The 19,921-nt window shown below is 62.6% G+C and carries 19 protein-coding genes; 4 read left to right on the plus strand and 15 right to left on the minus strand.

Annotated elements, in window-relative coordinates:
• The first annotated feature begins 159 nt into the window (after positions 1-159).
• Entirely contained in the window at positions 160-2,481 is a 2,322-nt protein-coding gene (locus tag P9273_RS07785; RefSeq protein ID WP_278048351.1) for an FdhF/YdeP family oxidoreductase, read from the plus strand.
• 39 nt (positions 2,482-2,520) lie between these two features.
• Here P9273_RS07785 and P9273_RS07790 read toward each other — a convergent pair whose 3' ends face one another.
• The 9 genes from P9273_RS07790 to P9273_RS07830 all read right to left on the minus strand — a co-directional run bounded on the left by P9273_RS07790 (position 2,521) and on the right by P9273_RS07830 (position 8,519).
• Positions 2,521-3,159: a sigma-70 family RNA polymerase sigma factor gene (locus P9273_RS07790; protein ID WP_278048400.1), complete on the minus strand. Its 639-nt coding sequence runs from the start codon at positions 3,157-3,159 to the stop codon at positions 2,521-2,523.
• 313 nt (positions 3,160-3,472) lie between these two features.
• Positions 3,473-3,982 (minus strand): ferritin-like domain-containing protein, encoded by a 510-nt coding sequence (locus P9273_RS07795; protein WP_278048401.1) that lies wholly within the window; start codon positions 3,980-3,982, stop codon positions 3,473-3,475.
• Between the two features lie 71 nt (positions 3,983-4,053).
• A complete protein-coding gene (locus tag P9273_RS07800) occupies positions 4,054-4,920 on the minus strand; it encodes a DUF3618 domain-containing protein (RefSeq protein ID WP_278048352.1) in 867 nt (288 codons plus the stop codon).
• Entirely contained in the window at positions 4,917-5,309 is a 393-nt protein-coding gene (locus P9273_RS07805) for a phage holin family protein (RefSeq protein ID WP_278048353.1), read from the minus strand. Before P9273_RS07805 ends, P9273_RS07800 begins: the two co-directional genes overlap by 4 nt.
• A complete protein-coding gene (locus tag P9273_RS07810) occupies positions 5,306-5,920 on the minus strand; it encodes a hypothetical protein (RefSeq protein WP_278048354.1) in 615 nt (204 codons plus the stop codon). Before P9273_RS07810 ends, P9273_RS07805 begins: the two co-directional genes overlap by 4 nt.
• A gap of 151 nt (positions 5,921-6,071) precedes the next feature.
• The gene (locus tag P9273_RS07815) at positions 6,072-6,413 is read right to left on the minus strand and encodes a hypothetical protein (RefSeq protein WP_278048355.1); all 342 of its coding nucleotides are present in this window, start codon (positions 6,411-6,413) and stop codon (positions 6,072-6,074) included.
• A gap of 2 nt (positions 6,414-6,415) precedes the next feature.
• The gene (locus P9273_RS07820) at positions 6,416-6,775 is read right to left on the minus strand and encodes a hypothetical protein (RefSeq protein ID WP_278048356.1); all 360 of its coding nucleotides are present in this window, start codon (positions 6,773-6,775) and stop codon (positions 6,416-6,418) included.
• Positions 6,775-7,995: an Nramp family divalent metal transporter gene (locus tag P9273_RS07825; RefSeq protein ID WP_278048357.1), complete on the minus strand. Its 1,221-nt coding sequence runs from the start codon at positions 7,993-7,995 to the stop codon at positions 6,775-6,777. The genes P9273_RS07820 and P9273_RS07825 overlap by 1 nt, the downstream gene beginning before the upstream one ends.
• Positions 7,992-8,519, minus strand: coding sequence for a hypothetical protein (locus P9273_RS07830; protein ID WP_278048358.1), 528 nt, complete (start codon positions 8,517-8,519; stop codon positions 7,992-7,994). Before P9273_RS07830 ends, P9273_RS07825 begins: the two co-directional genes overlap by 4 nt.
• A 44-nt stretch (positions 8,520-8,563) precedes the next feature.
• On the opposite strand from P9273_RS07830, the gene P9273_RS07835 reads away from it, so the two are divergent.
• On the plus strand, positions 8,564-10,195 hold the full coding sequence (locus tag P9273_RS07835; protein WP_278048359.1) for a M20/M25/M40 family metallo-hydrolase: 1,632 nt from the start codon (positions 8,564-8,566) through the stop codon (positions 10,193-10,195).
• On the opposite strand, the gene P9273_RS07840 is transcribed toward P9273_RS07835, so the two are convergent.
• Both P9273_RS07840 and P9273_RS07845 read right to left on the minus strand, forming a co-directional pair.
• Positions 10,144-11,181 carry an alpha/beta fold hydrolase gene (locus P9273_RS07840; protein WP_278048360.1) on the minus strand — a complete coding sequence of 346 codons (1,038 nt, stop codon included), beginning with the start codon at positions 11,179-11,181 and terminating at the stop codon, positions 10,144-10,146. The genes P9273_RS07835 and P9273_RS07840 overlap by 52 nt on opposite strands.
• 398 nt (positions 11,182-11,579) lie before the next feature.
• The gene (locus tag P9273_RS07845) at positions 11,580-12,038 is read right to left on the minus strand and encodes a hypothetical protein (RefSeq protein WP_278048361.1); all 459 of its coding nucleotides are present in this window, start codon (positions 12,036-12,038) and stop codon (positions 11,580-11,582) included.
• Here P9273_RS07845 and P9273_RS07850 point away from each other — a divergent pair.
• Both P9273_RS07850 and P9273_RS07855 read left to right on the plus strand, forming a co-directional pair.
• Positions 12,037-12,645 (plus strand): ATP-dependent Clp protease proteolytic subunit, encoded by a 609-nt coding sequence (locus P9273_RS07850; RefSeq protein ID WP_278048362.1) that lies wholly within the window; start codon positions 12,037-12,039, stop codon positions 12,643-12,645. The two genes, P9273_RS07845 and P9273_RS07850, sit on opposite strands and share 2 nt — an antisense overlap.
• 33 nt (positions 12,646-12,678) lie before the next feature.
• Positions 12,679-13,134: a low affinity iron permease family protein gene (locus P9273_RS07855; RefSeq protein WP_336619365.1), complete on the plus strand. Its 456-nt coding sequence runs from the start codon at positions 12,679-12,681 to the stop codon at positions 13,132-13,134.
• An 11-nt stretch (positions 13,135-13,145) separates the two neighbouring features.
• Here P9273_RS07855 and P9273_RS07860 read toward each other — a convergent pair whose 3' ends face one another.
• The 4 genes from P9273_RS07860 to P9273_RS07875 all read right to left on the minus strand — a co-directional run bounded on the left by P9273_RS07860 (position 13,146) and on the right by P9273_RS07875 (position 19,066).
• Positions 13,146-14,861: a tetratricopeptide repeat protein gene (locus P9273_RS07860; protein WP_278048363.1), complete on the minus strand. Its 1,716-nt coding sequence runs from the start codon at positions 14,859-14,861 to the stop codon at positions 13,146-13,148.
• A complete protein-coding gene (locus P9273_RS07865) occupies positions 14,862-16,139 on the minus strand; it encodes an HlyD family type I secretion periplasmic adaptor subunit (protein WP_278048364.1) in 1,278 nt (425 codons plus the stop codon).
• Positions 16,140-16,279: 140 nt separating this feature from the next.
• Positions 16,280-18,430: a peptidase domain-containing ABC transporter gene (locus tag P9273_RS07870; protein ID WP_442920198.1), complete on the minus strand. Its 2,151-nt coding sequence runs from the start codon at positions 18,428-18,430 to the stop codon at positions 16,280-16,282.
• A gap of 342 nt (positions 18,431-18,772) precedes the next feature.
• Positions 18,773-19,066, minus strand: coding sequence for a hypothetical protein (locus tag P9273_RS07875; protein ID WP_278048366.1), 294 nt, complete (start codon positions 19,064-19,066; stop codon positions 18,773-18,775).
• Positions 19,067-19,921: the final 855 nt, after the last annotated feature.

Genomic DNA, 19,921 nt, shown 5'->3' on the forward strand with positions numbered 1-19,921 from the left:
ACGCCAGACAATCCGCGGGCCGCTGTCGACGGCTTGAGTGCGCTTGATCCGGATTGGCAGATCATTCTCTCGAAAACCCCGCGGCCTCGCTCGCCGGCACTGGAACATAGCGGCGCCGGAAGGGTTGGAAATCAAAGCGATAGCCAACCGAGCTCGACCATGAACCCCTCTACCACCGACCACATCGAAATTCGCGAATACAACCACCCGACCGGCGGGTGGGGGTCCCTCAAATCGCTGATCCGCAATGCTCGTGCAGAAGGTCTGCTGACGTCCGGCATCTGGAGCACGTTGCTCAAGCAGAATAAGGCGGACGGCTATATGTGCGTCTCCTGCTCTTGGGCGAAGCCCGCCGAGCCCCGGCCGTTCGAGTTCTGCGAGAACGGCGCCAAGGCTACGATGTGGGACCAGACGAAGCGGCGCTGCGGCCCGGAGTTCTTCGCCGCGCATTCCGTCAACGAGCTGCTCGACTGGCCCGATCACGATCTGGAAAAGCAGGGTCGGTTGCTTGAGCCTATGCGCTATAACGAGGTCACCGACAAATATGAGCCGGTCTCGTGGGAGACCGCCTTCCGGGATATCGGCGAAGAGCTGAGGAAGCTCGATCCGAAATCGGTCGTGTTCTACACCTCGGGCCGCGCTTCGCTCGAGGCATCGTTCATGTATCAGCTTTTCGCGCGTATCTACGGCTCGAGCAATCTGCCGGACTCTTCGAACATGTGCCACGAGTCGACCTCGGTCGGCCTGCCGGAGTCGATCGGCTCGCCGGTCGGCACCGTGCAACTGGAGGACTTCAGCCATTGCGACCTGATGTTCTTCTTCGGCCACAATACCGGCGTGACCGCGCCGCGATTGCTTCACCCGATCGAGGAGGCGCGCCAGCGCGGCATACCCGTCATTACCTTCAATCCGCTGCCGGAGCGTGGCCTGAAGCGTTTCAAGAACCCGCAGAACCCGGTTGAAATGCTTTCGCCAGGCGCCGGCACCAAAATGTCCAGCGACTTCTTCCAGATCCGCGGCGGCGGCGACATCGCTGCCATGACCGGCATTGCGAAAGCCGTTCTCGCGCTCGACGACGCGGCGAGGCAGACCGGCGCGCCGCGCGTCCTCGACATGGCCTTCATCGAAGAACACACGGATGGCTTCGACGCGTTTGAGGCCTATCTACGCCGCACTCCTTGGGAAAAAATCGAGATGCGTTCGGGCATCGCGCGCGCCGATCTCGAGCATGTGGCGGATGTCTACAGCAAGGCTTCGGCGGTCATCGGCAATTACGGCATGGGCCTGACGCAGCACCGGCATGGGACCGAGAACGTCCACATGCTTTGCAACCTGCTGCTGATGCGCGGCAATATCGGCAAACCGGGCGCCGGCGTGTCCCCGCTTCGCGGCCACTCCAATGTTCAAGGCCAAAGAACCGTCGGCATCTCCGAAAAGCCCGAGCTGGTGCCGCTCGACAAGTTTGCCGAATTTTATCACTTCGAACCGCCACGCGAGAAAGGGCGCGATACCGTCGAGACATGCGAAGGGGTGATCGACGGCTCGGTGAGCGCGTTCATTGGATTGGGCGGCAATTTCGTACGGGCCGTTCCGGAAACCGGGCTTGTCGAAGAGGCCTGGCGGCACCTGAGATTGCACGTCCAGATCGCCACGAAGCTCAACCGCAGTCACCTGATACCGGGAGCCGTCACCTATTTGCTGCCTTGCCTTTCGCGCATCGAGACGGACCTGCAGGATACCGGCGAGCAGCATGTGTCCATGGAGGATTCCACGGCCTGCATCCATGGCTCCTTCGGCTATCGCCCGCCGGCCGGACCCAACCTGCTCTCCGAACCGAGGATCATCGCCGAGCTTGCCAAGGCTACGGTGCCTGGGAAGAGCTCGATCCCATGGGATGAGTGGGTTGCCGACTATTCCCGCGTGAGGGACGAAATCGAACGTTGCTTCCCCGCCCATTTCAAGGACTTCAACAAACGCTTCCTGGCGCCGGGCGGGTTTCATCGCGACATCAAGGCTTCGAAGCGTGTGTGGCAGACCCCCAACAAGAAGGCCAACTTCAAGCCGCCGACGATGCTGGAAACGGATCCGGACGTCGACGTCGCGCAATCGGACGTGCTGACGCTGATCACGGTTCGCTCCAATGATCAGTTCAACACCACCGTCTACGGCTATCGCGATCGCCTTCGCGGCATCTACGGAACGCGGATGGTGTTGCTCATGAACGAGCACGACATTGAACGGCTGGGACTCCACGACGGACAAGAGGTCGATCTGGAATCCGCGGCAGGCGACGGTGTCGAGCGCCGAGTGCACGGATTGCGCGTCACTCCCTATTCAATTCCACGCGGCGATTGCGCCGGCTATTATCCCGAGCTCAATCCGCTCATTCCGCTGTGGCACCGGGCCGAAAAGGCACATGTGCCGGCGGCAAAGTCGGTGCCGGTCCGCGTGATGATGACCCCGTCGGCGCCATCCCGCTAGCATGATCCCGAAAAGTAGGAACCGGTTTTCGGAGAGAGATCATGCTCCACAAAGAGCTGGACCGCCATGGCGATCCAACGAAACGCCATGGCGCTCTAGCGCCGACTTTGCGATTGACCAGGTAACGGGGTTTGACCAGGTAACGGGGTATTGGCGCAGGAGTCCACAGCGGACGCTGAAGACGTCTCCCCCAAGGTCTTCAAGCAACGACATTCGCGCACGGTTCAACCGGCTCTTGATGGTTCCGATAGCGCAGCCGCAGATGCTCGCCGTCTCCTCATAACTTACGCCGAGGATGGCGATCAGCATCAAGACCTCCCGCTGCCGGGGAGGCAGTTTGCCGATAGCGGCGTGAACCTCCTGGCTGCGAAGATGCCACTCCTGGTCACCATACGTGATCGAACGGGCCGATGCGCAATCATTGGCTCCTGGAGCCTCGCGCGTATAGATCTTGTGCTTCGTGTAGAAGGTATTGCGCATGATCGTGAACAGCCACGACTTGATCCGGGTGCCAGGTTCGAATTGGTCGATATGCGCTATCCCCTTGAGCAAGGTCTCTTGCACGAGATCGTCGGCGTCGGTCTTATCCCTGCAGAAGGTACGCGCGAAAGCTCTCAAAGCCGGGATCAGATCGACGATCGCCGCCTCGTTTTGGAGGGCCGACGAGCCGGAATTCATCGTCCGCAAAAATGCCTCCGCAAGGAACCGTTTGGATTGGATAGCCAGGGAGCTAATGCGCTGTCAGCACGGAGGTTCCTGTTGCCTCAGCAATTGTGCTCATTTCCCGGTCATAATTTCGCGTGTCGCCTTTGCTCCGGGCAGCCGCTCGGCACGAGTCGGATGTGGCGACCGGAGGCGTGAGCGCGCGCGCCATTCCGATCATGACCGGGAATGGTCGCCCCGGCTGCCGCACGATTCCCGGCGTGCCCGGCGCGCAGGGCCAGGTCGGGCCACATTGGTCGAACGGTGAACCGCTCTAATCGATCGCCCGTCAGCGCTTGGCGCTGTCGCTGTCGACGTCCGCCCGCGCCAGGAACTGTTCCGTGACCTGCGGCAGATTTTTCTTCAGCCACTCGGCCATAGCTTCCTCTTCCCGCAAATTCTGTTCGCACACGCGGGCAATCTCGGCCTCGCCGGCGGCATTGGCTGCGGCGATAAGGATCGTATAGGACGCGATTTCCATATGCTCGAACGTGTAGCTCGCCAGAGAGCCTTTCATGACCTCATCGCCGGCAAACACGCCGCTGACCGACTGGGCCGTGGCGGTCAGCTTGCCGCCTGCGTCCTTCAGCATGGACGTCCCTTCGTCAAGACCATCCAGGCAGGTCTTCAGCCGCCTGGCCTGCTCCCTCGTTTCTTCCAGATGGCTGCGAATTCGCTCGCTGAGCTCGGGGTAGCTGTCTATCCGGCTCAATTGGCCCGACAGCATGGTCTCGGCCTGTTCCTCCATTGCGTGAGCGTCCCTTAACCATTGGACAAGCCATTCGCGTGATTCAGCCATTGGTGTCTCCATCCGTCTAACGCCGCCCGAACCGCCGGGGGCGTGGATTGTTCCTTGAACGCGAGGTCCGGTTACGATTTCCGGGACGAGGACGGATCGGAATCGGAGAGCTTCTCGCGCACCGATTCATCTGTCTTGTCGGCCGTGGCCCTGACGACACGGCTGACCTTGTCGGCCAGCGTCCCTTCGCTTGATGCTTGCCGCTCGGCTTCGTCGCTCGCCGTCCGGTAGGCTTCGGCCGCGACCTGCTTTGCAGCGTCGAGCCCCTCTTTCAAAGTGTCTTCGGCGCTTTCCCGAAGCCTTTCGCGATAGGCGCCCAATCGCTCATCCTCGATCTCGGTGTGGGGCAGCATGGCCCCGATCGCAGCTCCGATGGCGAGGCCGACGGCCGCCGCAGCGAGAGGCTGCTCCTGAAGCAGACTATGCGCCGAGCGCGCGGCACTCGTTGCCATATCGGCCGTAGCTGCCGCCGAACCCGCGAGTGTATCCGCAGCGCTGCTTGCCATGTCCGACACTGCGCCGGCTGCCTCGCTTGCCATTCCGGAGACAGTTCCGGCCGCTCCGCTGGCCGCTTCGGCAACAGAGCCCGCCGCGTCCGAGGCCCTCGAAGCCATTCCAGCGCCGAATGCTCCATGATCGAGGCGAGAACCACGCCGCGTCACACCATCGGTACCAGCCGGGGTGGTGGAAGCGCCGCTGCCCAACATCAGCCAGGCCAGTCCCGCGCCGATCACCGTCAGCGGTAACGGATTGTCCCTCACCTGGACCTTCAAATTGTGGAGCATGTCGGAGCCCGCGCCTCCCCGGAAAAGCCCAGTGAATTCGTCGAAGAGCTGTCCGGGGGTCATCTTGTCGCGAATGGAATCGGCGGTCGCCACCACCCTGGCGCGCGTGGCTTCCGCCTCGCGTTCGAGCTCGGCTGCGGATTTCTCGGTCATCTCGCTTGTTCCTTGATCACGTTCACGTCACGCTTGAGCTGTTCCTGTGTGCGATCCGGCGCGAGTTCGGAGGGCGCCATGCTTGCCATGCCAGTCCGCAACAGGATCACGCCCAGCACGGCAACCACCACGCCGACGAGCAAAGCGGACCACCCGGCGCCCAGACCAAGGCGGGCCAGGGCGATGACGAGCGCCTGCAACAAAATCAGCAGCGCGGCGAGCAGGCATATCGCGCCGCCCAGCACCTCCACGGCGCCCGTGCCAGCCTTGGTGAGGTTTTCCGATATCTCCGCTCTCAGGAGCCTGGCTTCCGTTTGCACAAGCGTGCTCACCTGTTGCGCCAGATCGGCGACCAATGTGCCGAGACTTGGATTGTCCTGAGTGCTCATTTCTTCAGCTCCGCTGCCTTCCCGGGTATACCGCCGTCCGAACCCCAGTTTGCTGGAGCGTTATCCCGGCCCGCGGTCGTTCCCGCGCCGGTTTGCCCTGAATGTTCAGGCTTGGCGGCGCCCTGCGTCGGACGGTGTGTGCCGGGCGGCGAAGCCTTTATGAATCGGCCAAGTGCCAGTCCCGCCAGAACCGAACCCGCAAGAAGCATTCCAGGATTCTGGCGGCCAAAGGCCTGAACGTCCTCGAGCACCTGCCCGAACGGCTTCTCTTTCAATGAAGAGGACAGCCGTTCCAAACCGCTCGCGGCATCCTGCATGAATTTCGAGGCCGCGCTCTGGTCGCTGTTGGCCAAGTGGTCGCTCGCGGCGCGCAAGGCGCCGCCGAAGGCGGACAGGCTCGATCCGATATCGCGCTGCGTCGCCTCGGCCCTTTCGGCGACGGCCTGCTGAGCTTCGGCGGCATAGGCCCCCGCCCTGCGGGCAACGTCGTCGCGGGCATCGTGGAGCGCTTCGCTGGCGCTTTGGGTTTCTTGCTGGATTCGCTCGGAAACTTCGTCCTTCGCCTCGGCGAAGTCGGCGGGCTCGCGGCCCCGATCATTCTCGCGCTGCATGGTGCCTCCTAGTGAAAGCCGAGGAAGGAAAGCACGGCGAGCACGACGACGATCAGACCGATGAGATAAATGACACTGTTCATGGCACAGCCTCCTCGATGACAGTCCAACTTCGCGTCGGCTGCTATGTTCCGCTGCGCGAGAAGCTTTTTTAGCCAGTCCTCATTTGCCCACGGGGCTGCGCCTTCAAAGTTGCAAGCTCCTCGTCTGGGCAAAGTAGCCTCGGGCGTTCCGGGTCCGAAATATCGAGCTTGTCCCAGGGAATGCGATAGAGCCCCTCGCGACGCCGCAACCCGAAGAAGTCGAGCAAGGCGGTACCGATGGTCGAAGCGGACAGGCGCTCGAACGCGGCAAAGATGCCGACATGAAATTCGGTGACGACGAGGTCGCTGCCGTCCTGCTCGGCGATGATCTCCTCGATATAGCCGATGCTCCTGCCGTGCTCGGAAAACACGCGCCTGCCGGCAAGGTGATCGAGGTGCACAGTCGCCATATTCAGGCTCCCGGGATCCGGCCAACCACATGGTCGCGCAGCCAATCCTGCCAGGCGAAGATCTTGGTGCGGCGCACGTCGATGTCGAATTCGATGTCCACGCCGATGTCGCGCACCTTGTTCCACGCGATCCGGTGCGGCCGCGCCTGGCGCTTGCCGCTAAGCTTTGCCGCGAGCTGCGCGGTCCATCGCCCGGGCCGCGCTCCAAGCCGGCGCGAAAGCGCAATCGAGCCAAGTTCGACGGCAACGACCCTGGGCGGCTTGCCACGCCTCAGTTCGGCAACAAGGCCATCGACCTTGCCGATCTTGACCTGCTCGCGATCGACAACCTGCTTATCCAATATATCGCGCAGCAGCTGCATCACGTGCCCCCGAATATCTGCAGCGGAATGGTCACCACCGCCAGCACGAAGCCGAGCGCGATGACGAAGATCACGGCCGCGTTCGAAATGACGCCGTTGCGATGCTTGCCGACATAGCGCTCGTCGTTGAGCAGGAAAAGGAACGGCACAACCGTTAGCGGCAGGCTGGCCGCTGTGAGCGCCATCGAGAAGATGGTGAGCTTCAACGGATCCAGACCGAGCGCTATCGGAACGGCGGCGAGGAAGAGCGTCAGCGTGTAGACGAGGCTGAAGCCGGGATCGTCGCGCGGCTTCAGATCCTCACCCCATGTCCAGCCAAACCCCTGCGCGACGAGATAGGCCTGCTGCAACGCCACTTCGAGCGCGGCGCCGAAGCAGGCGATGGCCAGCGAGGCAACGAAAAGGACGAAACCCCAGAGGCCGAATATCGGGATCAGCATCAATGGTAACTGGTTGTAGTCGTCCACTTCGGTAACGCCATGAGCGCCAAGCACGAGCGCGGCCACGATCAGAACGCCCACCGAGATCGTTCCGCCAAAACTCATGCCGAGCCCGGCTATCGCCCGATTGGCGCCGAGATAGCTCTTGTCCCACTGATCTTCGATCGCGCCTGAGGAATAGAACATGAAAAGGTAAGGCGATATCGAGGCGCCGAGAATGCTGACGGCCATGAACCAGTATTTTGCCGTATCGTGGTGCGGCAGGCTCGGCACGGCGCCGGCCGCCACCTCTTTCCATTCGGGACGGAGCATCACGGCCGCGACGACGAAGCAGAGCGTGACCAGGCCCAGCATCGACACGCCTTTCTCGATCAGGCCGAACGTGCCTTTCCACAACAGCAGCCACGCCAGGAAGGCGACCGGCAGCGCCCACCACCGGAAGCTGATTCCCGTAGCAAGTTCGGCGGCAACGGCGACACCGCCGATCTCGGCGGAAAGCACCAGGAAGTTCACCAGCAAGGTTGCTAGCAGCGGCCAGATGAAAGCATTGAAGCCGAACCGTTCGCGAATGCCGTCGGCGATGGTGTGATGGCTCACCGCAGCGAAGCGACCGGCCATTTCGACCAGGAAGATGATGCAGATGGTGCCGAGCACGACAGCCCAGATGAGCTGGAAGCCGAACAGCGCGCCGGCCTGCGCCGCCGTGGCCATCGACCCGACCTCCAGGAAGCCGCCGACGCTGGTGACGACACCAAGCGATATCTCCAGCAGCTTCTTCATCTGTCGGGCGAGAAATATTGTCGATAGGCGGTGGCGAGATCGCCTTGGGCGGCGCGAAGCTCCTGGAGGGCCTGGCCGGCCTGCGCGTGCTGTTCGGCCTCGACTGCGTTGTTGGCCCGCTTTGCCGCGTTCGACAGCCGGCTGGCAGCCGCTGCCAACGCATCCCGCTTTGCCGGGTCCGACACAGACGCCGATTCCAATTGCCGGCCCGCGTCGGCGAGTGTCTCGGCGAAGGATTGCAAAGCGGAGGATGCGTAGCGGGACGGCGCGGCCCCAGAGAGCCAGGCATCACTCACCAGCGCTGCCGCCTGCGCCGTCGAGGCTGCAAGCTTCGATTGCTGGTCGACGGTTTCAGATGAGGAGCAGGAGGCAAGCGCCAGCATCAGCAGGAGCAGGAAGGCCCGGCTCGGCCGGGCAACGGTACGCAACATCTTCCCCCATCGCAATCGCTTGAAATCACGATAATAAATCCGAAGCCGCGGGAAAGTTCCTTCGCCATCGGGATTTGCGGGGGCGAACGCCACGACCGGCCTAGCTTCGCAAGTATTTCAACGGTATCAGGACGATCATGAACCGCGACTTAGCCAAAACGTTGCCTGAGCGTGCCAGCAGCTGGGCGATGGCGCTCACCGAGCAGAAGAGCGTCACCGGCACGCAGGACGAAGCTGTATTCGGTCCGTGGCTGGCGGCGCAGTTGCGGGAGAATCCCGCCTTCAGCCATGCGGATATCTGGACGATCGAGGTCGGGCCTGGAGATGGCCGGCATTGCGTGGCGATGCTGCTTCGCGGGACGGGCTGCTCGACCGTGCTTCTGACCGGTCATTACGATACGGTGGCAACGCGGGACTATGGCGAGCTGGAAGAGCTGGCCACGCGGCCTGAGGCTTTGACGCGCGCCTTGCGCGATTCCCTGGCGGACGCCGATACGCCTGCCGCCCGGTTGGCCCTTGCCGACCTGGAGAGCGGGCAATTCCTGGCCGGACGCGGCTTGCTGGACATGAAGGCTGGTCTCGCCGCCGGACTGGCGGTATGCGCGGATTTCGCCGAAAGCGCCAATGTCGCGGGCAATCTGCTGTTCATCGCGGTGCCGGATGAAGAGAACAATTCGGCCGGCGCCCGCAAGGCCGCCCCAGCGCTGCCCGGTATCTGTGAGCAGCACGGCCTCGATCTTGTCGCGGCGGTCAATCTCGACGCCATCGCCGATGACGGCGACGGCTCGAAAGGACGTATCATCGCGCTCGGGACAGTCGGCAAGCTGCTTCCGACCGCCTATGTGGTTGGCGTCCCGACACATAGCGGCTTTCCGCTGAACGGCATCAATGCGGCCGCGCTCGCCGGTTCTATAGCCGCGCGCGTCGAATGGGCAACCGAGTTGACCGATCATTGCGGTTCCTCGCCAGGCACCCCGCCCAGCCTGCTCGGTATTCGTGACGGGAAGACTGGATATGACGTCACGACGCCGGCAACCGCCTTCGCCACGTTCAACGTACTCAGCTATCGCCGCACGCCGGATGAAGTGCTCGACCGCTTCGACCGGCTTTGCGCGGAAGCGGCATCGAACCTTCTGGGCGAACTCAAAGGCCGAAGCCAGGCTCCGGAGGGCATCGCAAATCTTGTAAGACGCATCCCGCTCTACCGGTTCGAAGCGCTGGTCGAGCATCTCGGCCCGCAGGAGAAGCACAGGCTCGATGCATACTCCGCCTCGATCGCTGGCGATCTTCCACTGCCGGAGAAATGCTGGCTGATCACCGAGGAAGCTTGGGATTTGAGCCGCCTCGCCGGCCCGGCGATCGTCACCGGTTTCGGCTCGATACCCTATCTTCCGACCAACCTTTCAAACGCGCCGGCGGCCATGCGGTTGAAAGCAATTGCCATGCAAATCGCGCGCGGGTCGGCCGAACGCTATGGCAGCACCATCGCCTGCGCCGATTATTTCGCCGGAATTTCGGACATGAGCTTTTTCGGCGAGGCAGCCGAGTCCTCGCTCGATATCGTTGCCCGCAACACGCCTGCCTGGAAAAACAGCGTGCGCTGGCCGATGCGACAGGCTCTCGCCAATGTGCCGACGATCAACATCGGCCCATGGGGACGCGATTACCATACGCCGCTTGAAAGACTGCACATGGGCTATGCATTCGGCGTCCTGCCTCAAGCCATCCGGGACTTGTGTGCCACCCTGCTGCAGCCATCCGGTTCCTGACCGGATGGCTCGCCGCATGGCGGACGCGGACGTGCCTTAGGAACCGCAGACTTAAGGAGTGCTCCCGGGCCGGCAGCGCTTGCGAGAGCGGCAACCTTGTCGATCATCGCCAGGACCGCCTGCGGCTTGCTTTGATGCACCATATGTCCGGCATCCAGGACGATATCCAGCAGCGAGTGGCTTATCTCCGTGTGCAGCCGCAGCGCCTCGGCCTTGGCATCGAACAGCTGATCGTCGGCGCCGGCAATTATCCCGACAGGGATGGCGATCTCGGCATACCGACGATTTGGGAACAGTGCCGACGCCAGCATCAGGAACGATTCCGCGGAGATGGACCGCAGTTGCGAGGGGCGGCTCGCCAGCTCCCTTGTCATTGCTGCGAAAGGGGTTGCGATCATTGCCGGATGGAAAATCTTCTTCATAGCCAAGCGCCAGTTCAGCCTGACCAGCGAAGGCAGCACGGTATGGCGCAACACCGTCCCGATCAACGGAATCGCCGGCAACGCGGAGATGGCGAGGGCCAGCCTTGGCGGCGGGTAATGATAGCCGGCGACAACGACAATCCCGGCGACGGATCGGGGATGCCGACGCGCCATCTCGAGCGCCACGGCGGCCCCCCAGGAATGGCCGACAACCATGTAGCGCTCGATGCCGAGCTTCGCGGCCGCGGCCTGAATGAGATCGGCCTGGGCCCCGGCGGTCCAAGGTCTGCCTGCCCCACGTGAGCTCAGGCCGAAGCCGGGCCTGTCAAAGGCAAGCACGCGATATTTGGCAGCGGCTTTGTGGAAGATGCCGCTTGTCGTGAAGTCTTCCGCTGAAGCGCCGTTGCCGTGCAAGAGCAGCAGCGGTTGCCCACTGCCCGCCTCCAGGAAATGCAGCTTCGTTCCGCGAAGGTGGATGAAGCGCCCGAGCGGTCGTGAAGCCAACGCCCGTCGCGCGAGGAGATTGTTGTAGAGCGCCAGTCCGACCGTTGCGGCCGCAAGCAACAGAAGCAGGTTTCGCCTGGGCTTTGCTGTCATGACTGGAAATTGCGGAAGCAGGCGATGCGGCGCTGCTGCTCTCAGGCCGACCCCTTCTGAGGCAGCTCCGTCTCTTCCTCGACCTGGTCCCGCAGCGCCTGTCGCCCGGACTTTCGATCCTCGGCCTCGGGCGAGCGCTTTTGCCGCTCCAACTCGTGATCCACCGTCCTGCGCGATCCTTCCGCGGGATCTTGCTCCGGCAATGTCTCTGTTTGCCGCTTCGTCTGATCGCTGCTTGATCCCGGCGCGGCAGGATCGCTCTTTCCGGGGGACTTCGTCATTGTAGGCTTCTCTGTTCCACCAAATGTGTGCATGGCTGCCGGGATGAATCGAGAGCCAAACCTCTGGCGTCGACCTTTGTTCCGCTACTGTCGACCATTACCGCGGCCCTCGGCATCGTCCGATGCCTCATGGTCGGGCTCGGAAGCTTCCAGGGCATCGATAATCGGCGCCAGTGAATTGTCCTCGTCGGCATTCGATTCCGTCTCCACATTTTCCTCGACGGTTTTATCGAGCGCCCGTCGGATGGCATCTTCGATATTGCCGACCTCCTGCTCCCGCACTTCGCGACCGTAGCCAGCGGCATCGGCATCCTGCTCGAACTGCTGCGCCAACATCGGAACGCTGATCTCAGTGTCGGCAGGCAAATTGCCGACATTCTCCTCGAGCCAGCTGCGCAGGAATTCTTTCGTCGCGTTCATGGAGAGCCTCCTCGCAGCGAAATAACCGGCCTGTGGCGTTGATGTTCCCGAAATCCGAAACCGCGAGGAACGAACGGATCGATGAATGGTTGGGATCTCGGGCATCCCGACGAGACATTCCATGACTTTCCACGACGACAGCGTTTCACACGAGCAGGACGGCTCCGCCCCGAGCCGGGACAAGCTCCTGTTCCAGCCCAATATCTCCATCAACGGGCTGATCGATGATGAAACGGTCAGCTTCTTCCTCGGTCGCCTGGAGACGGTCCGAAAAGACGGTCAGGACATGCTAATGGAGTTGAACACCAGCGGCGGCGATGCGGACGCCGCGCGGCGCATCGCGCTGGAGGTTCGGCTGTTCCGGCGGCATTCCAGCCGCAACGCTTTCTGCGTCGGGAAGACGAAAGTTTATTCGGCGGGAGTGACGATCTTCGCAGCCTTCCCTAGGCAGAACCGTTTCCTGACCGAAGACGCCGTTCTTCTCGTGCATGAGCGGCGCATGGAAACGAGCATTGCGCTCAACGGCCCGATGCGATCCTGCATCCAGATCGTTCGCGAGCAGCTCGCCTTGCTGGAGACATCGCAACGTCTGGAGATGGAAGGCTTCAGGGAACTTGTCGAAGGCAGCTCGCTCAGCGCGGACGAACTTTACCGACGGGCGACGCAGAATTGCTACATCCATGCCGCCGAGGCGCTCAGTCTTGGAATGATAGGTGGCATTCTGCGTTAGGTTAGGACACGCGAACTTTTCTATTGGAGACCGATGGTCGCGCGGTTTGTTCGGTGTACCGGAGCAAACCGGCCGGTCTTCGGTTGGCGTAGATACGCGTTGCACTTCGCGCTGCCAAGCCGACTCGGCGGGAACCCGGATTGCCGTCAGCCGTTCGCAGGCATGGCGACATTGCAGATTCGAGAGGCGCTGACCAAGGTCGGCACATTGACGTCCCGACCAGCAGCTTTTTTGATTTTGGGCGGCTACACCGTCTCTTGGTTTATCTTCGAGCGGGAAACGCTTGACTGGCACGGCGTCGCGACGCTGATCACCTGGGCGATGACGCTGTTTATCCAAAGGGCCGAGCATCGCGACACCCAAGCCCTCCAGGCGAAACTCGATGAGCTAATCAAGGCGAACGACAAGGCTCGCAACGAGATCGCCGAAATGGACGACAAGGAGCCGGAAGAAATCGAGGAAATGCGAGACTCCAGCGAACGAAGCTGAGCCCCCCGCCGCTATATCTCGGCGAGCTCGTCAGAGGCTTCCTGGAGACCGTGCGCAGCCGCCCGCTCGAGCCAGATGCGGGCGGCTGCGGAGTCATGCTCGCCGGCAATGCCTCTGGAGAGATAGCGGCCAAGCATGAGCTGCGCATGCCCGTGGCCTCTCTCTGCCGCCGCTGCAAACCATTCCTGGGCCGCCTTACGGTTGGTCGACAGGCCTTGTCCGGTCTCGTACAATGCCCCGATCGCGAACATCGCCCCGGCATGTCCAGCAGCGGCGGCTTGCTTGAAAAGATGGGCTGCGGCAACGACGGAGCGTTCTCCACCACGACCATTGTAAAGCATTTCGGCAAGAGCAACCTGCGCGTCCACGATGCCAGCTTTTGCCGCCCGCTCAAACCAGACGCGGGCCTGCCTCTGATCGGCAGCCATGCCTCGTCCTTCCTGAAGCATGCGGGCATACATATATTGCGCCTCGGCAACGCCTTCGACCGCGCGGCCCATCCAACGCGCCGCACGCTCCTGATCCTTGCCGACACCAACGCCTTCGGCAAAGCAAAGACCGAGATTGAACGCAGCAACCAGATCGCCCGATGACGCGGTTGCCCCAAACCATCCAGCAATGCTGATAGCGTCATCTGGTTCGCCCGCGCCTTCGAGGACGAGGTTTGCCAGATCAACTTGGGACTGGCGATCGCCACTGGCTGCTGCGGACCGCAGCAAGCGAGTTCCTTCCTCAGCGTCCTGAGCCACACCATTGCCCGAAAGATAGAGCGAAGCCAATGCACGTGAGGCTGGCTGGTGACCTCCATCGGCAGCCCGGCGATACCAGGTCGCTGCCTCCGCAAAGTCCCGCGGGGGCCGGCTCGCATACAGCTCGCCCAAGCGATAAGCGGCATCGACATTTCCAGCCAAGGCGGCACGACGCAACCAGGCTTCACCGGCGACAGGGTCCCGATCCACCAGGCTACCCTCGATGAGTGCTAGCCCCAGGCGGAATTGAGCGGATGAGAGTCCCCTCTCCGCCGCATCCCTATAAAGCCTCTGAGCTGCGTGCAGATCGACAGGCACCCCCATTCCGTGCTCGGTGAGGACCGCATACAGATAGATCGCCGTTAGCAGCCCGGCATCCGCGGCCCGACGAAGCTCTGTGGCGATTCTGGTTCTCTGCTCCGGCTGCCTCAACCGGATTAGAGAAAGGGCCAGCCCAAGGCATCCTTCCGGGCAACCGGCCGCGGCTGATTTTTCGTACCAGCCATGCGCGGCATCGAGATCGCGCATCGCCTTTGGACCCTTGCTCAGTATATAGCCGAGCAGGGCCTGTCCTGTAGCGGACCCGGCTTCGGCGGCTTTCCGCGCAAGGTCGAGCGCTGCCGCGAAGTCCGGTTCTCCCGAGGAATTTCGTTCGAACAAGCCTTCCGAACCAGCCCCGATTTCCCGTGGCGCCAGCCCGGCTACACACAGCGCAGCAAGAAGGGCCTGCGCATCGGAGCTGCCGCGATCGGCTGCCCGCCGCAACCAACGCGCGCCCTCAGAATGGCTCGGCGGTACGCCAATGCCTTCCAGATAAAAACGGCCGACCTGATATTGCGCTTCCACAATGCCGCCGCGTGCTGCGATGGCCATCAGCGCAAAAGCTTCCGCAGGCTTGCCGCTGACGGAGAGCTGGACTGCCCGGCGAAGTGCCAGCGCGGGATGAATGCGTGCAGTCAGACGGTCGAGGATCGCCATCTAGGGCTCCCGCATCGCTTCCTGTCCGATCGGCAGCATGGCGCCCAGCAGATATTTTAGCACTGTGCGGCGGCCCACTTTCACATCAGCAGTCACAGGCATGCCGGGACTGATCGCGAAGTCCGCCGGCAAACCATGGAGTGCAACATCGTCTATGGATATTTGGGTGCGATAGAACAGATCCGCATCCGCGGGCAGCATGGCCAGCGAACTGTTTGGATCGCGCGCTTGTTCCCTGGCTGAAAAGGAGTCTGGGCTGACTGCGCGAACGGTGCCATGCGCCAGGCCATATTGCGAATAGGGAAAGGTATCGAACTTGATGGCCACAGGGTCGCCGACATGGACGAAGCCGCTGCTGCGCCCGACTATGTTGGTCTCGACCTCGAGGGTCGCGTCGGCTGGAACAAGTGTGATCAGGCGCTCGCCGGACTGCAGGACCGAGCCCACCGATACCTTGGCTACCGACTGAACAGTCGCATCGGCTTCGCTCTTCAACTCCACCAACTGCTTGCGCAGCTTCGCCTTGTTTAGGAGCTCACGCGCGTCCGACATCCGTGAAGTCGCTTCCGAAAGGCTTTGCGATACATCGGCACGCCAGTTCTGCACGTAGGCGTCACGCTCGGCTGCGGCTGCGGCCTGCTGGCGCTTGGCAGCCTCGGTCGTCTGCTCGGCATTCTTGAGCGAGCGCGACATCTCCGCCGAATTGTCTTCGGCGAGAAGCGTGTTGAGACGGCTCCCAACCTGCCGCTCTTCAAGCTGCTGCCGCATCTTTTCGATGGACGCCGCGACAGCCAGACGCTGCCGATAGCCCTCTGCGTCGGATTGTGAGCGCGAGATGACGGAGCTCAACTCGTCACGCTGCCTGTCGAAGCTTTCAAGCTTTGCATCGTATACCGCCTTGCGGCGCTCGAAGATCGCGGCCTGCAGTGTCCAGCTTGGGTCCAGTCCATCATAGCTGAAAGGCTTGCCGTCGGCCTCTGCCTTGAGGCGCGCCACTTCGGCTTCGAGCGTCGAGACCTGGGTGGCCAGCGCGGTCAGATCCGCTGAAGCGAAAGTGGCATCGAGGCGAGCCAGCAACTGGCCCGCCTTTACCCGCTGTCCTTCGCGCACCTCGATCGACCGCACGATCGCGGTCTCCAACGGCTGGACGATGATGTTGGGCGATTGCGAAACCACAAGCCCCCGTGTCGTGACGACCTGGTCGACGGGGATCAGCGCGGCGAGCGCAATCAAGGCGGCGACCATGCTGGAGATGATCCACACGATACTGCGCGCCATCAAAGGAATCGGTGCGTTGGCGACTGCCGTCGACGGCCATTTGAACTCGAGGATAGCGGGAGCGGTCGGATCGCTCGCATCTCGCCGGCGCCGGTGAACTGGGAGAGTGGAATAAGTGGTGCTGCTCATTGCCGGCCAGCTCAGTCAGGTCGAGACGGCACAGCCGCCAGGCGGCCATGGCGGCCGTCAAGATGCCGGTTCTGCTGGAACCAGAGCTGGCGATAGACACCGCACCGCTCCAGAAGCACCGTATGGGGGGCAACATCGAGCACCTTACCCTGGTCCATGACGAGGATCTGGTCGCATTCGGTCAAGGAGGCGAGCCGGTGCGAAACGATGATCATCGTGCGCCCGCTGGCAATGCGCATCAGGTTCGCGCTCACCACGGCCTCGCTCTCCGGATCGAGCGCGCTCGTCGCCTCGTCTAGGATCAGGATCGTCGGATCGTGAATGAGCGCACGAGCGATTGCCAGCCGCTGCTTCTGGCCTCCAGAGAGATTGGGCGAACCTTCCTCGATATAGGTGTCGTAGCCGTTCGGCATGCGTTCGATGAATTCGGCAGCACCTGCCAATTGAGCGGCACGCATGGCGTCGGACAGCGTCAGCCCGGAACGTCCTGCAATGATGTTGTCCTTGATCGAGCCGCGGAACAGAAAATTGTCCTGAAGGACGACGCCCAGTCCCTGGCGCAAATGGCGGAGGTTGATTTCCTTGAGATCAACCCCATCGAGCTTGAGGAACCCGCTGTAGTCGCGGTTTATTCCCTGCAACAGGCGCGCGATCGTCGATTTGCCCGATCCGCTGCGCCCGACAATGCCGAACATAGTACCGGCCGAAATGTCGAAGCTGACCCGGTCGAGCGCAGGTGTTTTGGTGCCGATGTAACTGAAGGTCAGATCGCTGAACTTGATCTCGCCGACGAGCCTCGGCCGCAGCCCGGCGGAATTGGAACTGCTCTCCAATGGCCGGTTGAGAACCGAAGCGGCTTCCCCGATCGCGGCGCTGACCTCCTCATAGTCCTCGACTAGCCGTGCCAGTCCGACCAGAGGTTGCGCGACGCGTTGTGCGATCATCATGAAAGCGAACAGGCTGCCGACCATGTAGCCTGACCGGTCGTTCATCGCGAGATAGGCGCCGATCAGCATTGTGCCGAGAACCATGACGCGCTCGATCGGCGTGACGAGGGTCTGCGGCCAGTTGGCCAGTTCCCCGAAGGCGAGACGCGCCTTGCCCGCGTCGGCCACCCGTTCGTCCCACAGCGCCTTGCGCTGCGGTTCGAGCCCGAGCGCTTTGACTGTCTTGATGCCGACGACGGTCTCGCCGAGCGCGGCTGCCTTCCAGGTCTCCGCGTCCACGACGCGCTGATAACGCCGACGCAGCGGCGCAAGAAAGGCGAAGATCGTCGCCATGATCAGGACCGCGCAGGCGAGCACCATCCAGGCCAGTATGGGATTTATGTAGAAGATGACCGGGATCAGCACACACAACGTGATCAGATCCAGGAAGGTGCTGAGGAGCTTGCCGGTCAGGAACTCACGAATGCGATAAACCTGGGCAAGGTGATACATCGTCTCGCCTGCAGGATGCCGCTCGAAATAGTCGAGCGGCAGGCGCAACAGCCTGCCGAAAACATGCAGATTGAGCTTCGTGTCCAGACGAGTGCCGACAACATTGACGATGAGCCGCCGAGCATGACCGAGTAGCGTCTCGTAGGCGAACACAACAGCGATCACAGCCGAGAGAAGCACCAGGGTCGAAACGCTGCTGAACTGCAGCACCTTGTTGACCACCGTCATTACGATGAGGGGCGGCAGAACGGTAAGAATGCTGAGCGTAAACGAGGCGATGCCAATATCACGCAGCGGGCGGCTCTCAAGCCGCACCAGATCGATCAGCCAACCAAACGTGAATGGCGCGTCCGCCGCGACGTAGGACCGCGCCGCCCGCAACAGGACAGCCTCGCCAGACCACACCTGGGCGAGGCGGAGCTCGTCGATCGGTAGAGCGTCCGCGTCATCGGAAGCGTCGACGCTCTTGAGGAAAACGAGGTTGTGTTCAGCGCTTGCCCCGATGAGGAGACCGGCTCCGCCATCATTGAACAGGAGGACGATTGGCCCCACATGCTCAAAACGCAACAGATGCGACCAGCGGATCCGCAACGCACGAGACCACATCCCGGCGTCCTGGGCCCACTGCGAGAGGTCGGAGGCGGTCGGAAACGACCCTTCGTTCGTTGCCCTGAATTCGTTGGGATCGAGCTCGACACCGTGATAGCGGGCGACCTGGAGCATTGCTTTGATCCGCGGCTCGATCCGATCGAAAGCGGTGGGGCCGCTAGGGATCCGGTCCTCTCCGATCTTGTGACCTTGCCCGGCCTTGTCCGCTTCCAAGTCCGTGCGGATTGGGACCGGCTGAGCTACGGTGTTTTGAGGAATGCTCACCATCTGCTTCCTCTGCCACCTGCAAGCGAGGGTTCGAGAACGCTGCCGCCACGACCGCGCCGGCGTGGATGCCCGGCAACTCTATTGTAGTGCGAACAAGGCCACGACACGAGGCCTTGCCCTCTTTCCGAGACGCGAGGACGCGGGCCCTGCGTTTCCGCAGGGCCCGCGTGAGCTTTTCTCGACCGACACTCAGTCATTCGGCTTCAGAATATCCTTCAGAGCCTTTTTCAGCGTGTCGTCGGCCTGACCGTATCCAGCACCTTGCTTGCCCTTGTCCGATAGCAGGTCGGATGCGGCGCCGGACGGCTTGTTCTGGTTCTGACCAAAGCCCTTGACCGCGTTGAGCACGTTCAAGAGATCGGTCGTCGCCGAACTGGCAGCCTGGCTCACGAGCTTCCCGAACGAGGCGGGGCTGGCTGCGCCGGACGATCCGGACTGCAAGAACTGCTTGGAGTCCGTCAGCCCGAGCGTGCTCGCCGTCAAGGTGGCGTGGGGTCCGCCATTTCCATTGCCTTGGCCACCGGCAGAGTTGCCCTGTCCTTGGTGCGAGCTGTTATCGGCATTGTTGTGGTCGCCGGAATTGCCTGGCGCGTCCTGCTGGCCATTGCCGTGCCCGTTGTTGCCCTGCGGACCTTGATGCCCGGTTTCGCCGCCCGGGCCTGTCGGTCCGGTAGCCCCCGTCGGACCGCCGCTACCCGTCGCTCCGGTTGAGCCGGTGGCACCAGTCGAGCCAGTCGCTCCAGTGGCGCCGGTCGCACCTGTGGCTCCGGTTGCTCCGGTCGAGCCCGTGGCACCAGTCGCTCCGGTCGAACCGGTTGCTCCAGTTGCGCCGGTTGCTCCCGTCGAGCCCGTGGCACCAGTCGCTCCGGTCGAGCCGGTTGCTCCAGTTGCACCGGTCGCACCTGTGGCTCCGGTTGCTCCCGTCGAGCCGGTTGCTCCAGTTGCGCCGGTATCACCCGTCGCACCTGTGGCTCCGGTCGCGCCAGTCGAACCGGTTGCTCCGGTCGCACCTGTGGCTCCGGTTGCTCCCGTCGAGCCCGTGGCACCAGTCGCTCCGGTCGAGCCGGTTGCTCCAGTAGCGCCGGTAGCACCCGTCGCACCTGTGGCTCCGGTCGCCCCCGTTGAGCCCGTCGCACCAGTCGCTCCGGTCGAGCCAGTCGCTCCAGTTGCGCCGGTATCGCCCGTCGCACCTGTGGCTCCGGTTGCTCCCGTCGAGCCCGTGGCACCAGTCGCGCCAGTCGAGCCGGTTGCTCCAGTTGCACCGGTAGCACCCGTCGCACCTGTGGCTCCGGTCGCCCCCGTTGAGCCCGTCGCACCAGTCGCTCCGGTCGAGCCAGT

Origin of the sequence: Mesorhizobium sp. WSM4935 (assembly GCF_029625735.1) — a bacterium.
Taxonomy (GTDB): Bacteria; Pseudomonadota; Alphaproteobacteria; order Rhizobiales; family Rhizobiaceae; genus Mesorhizobium.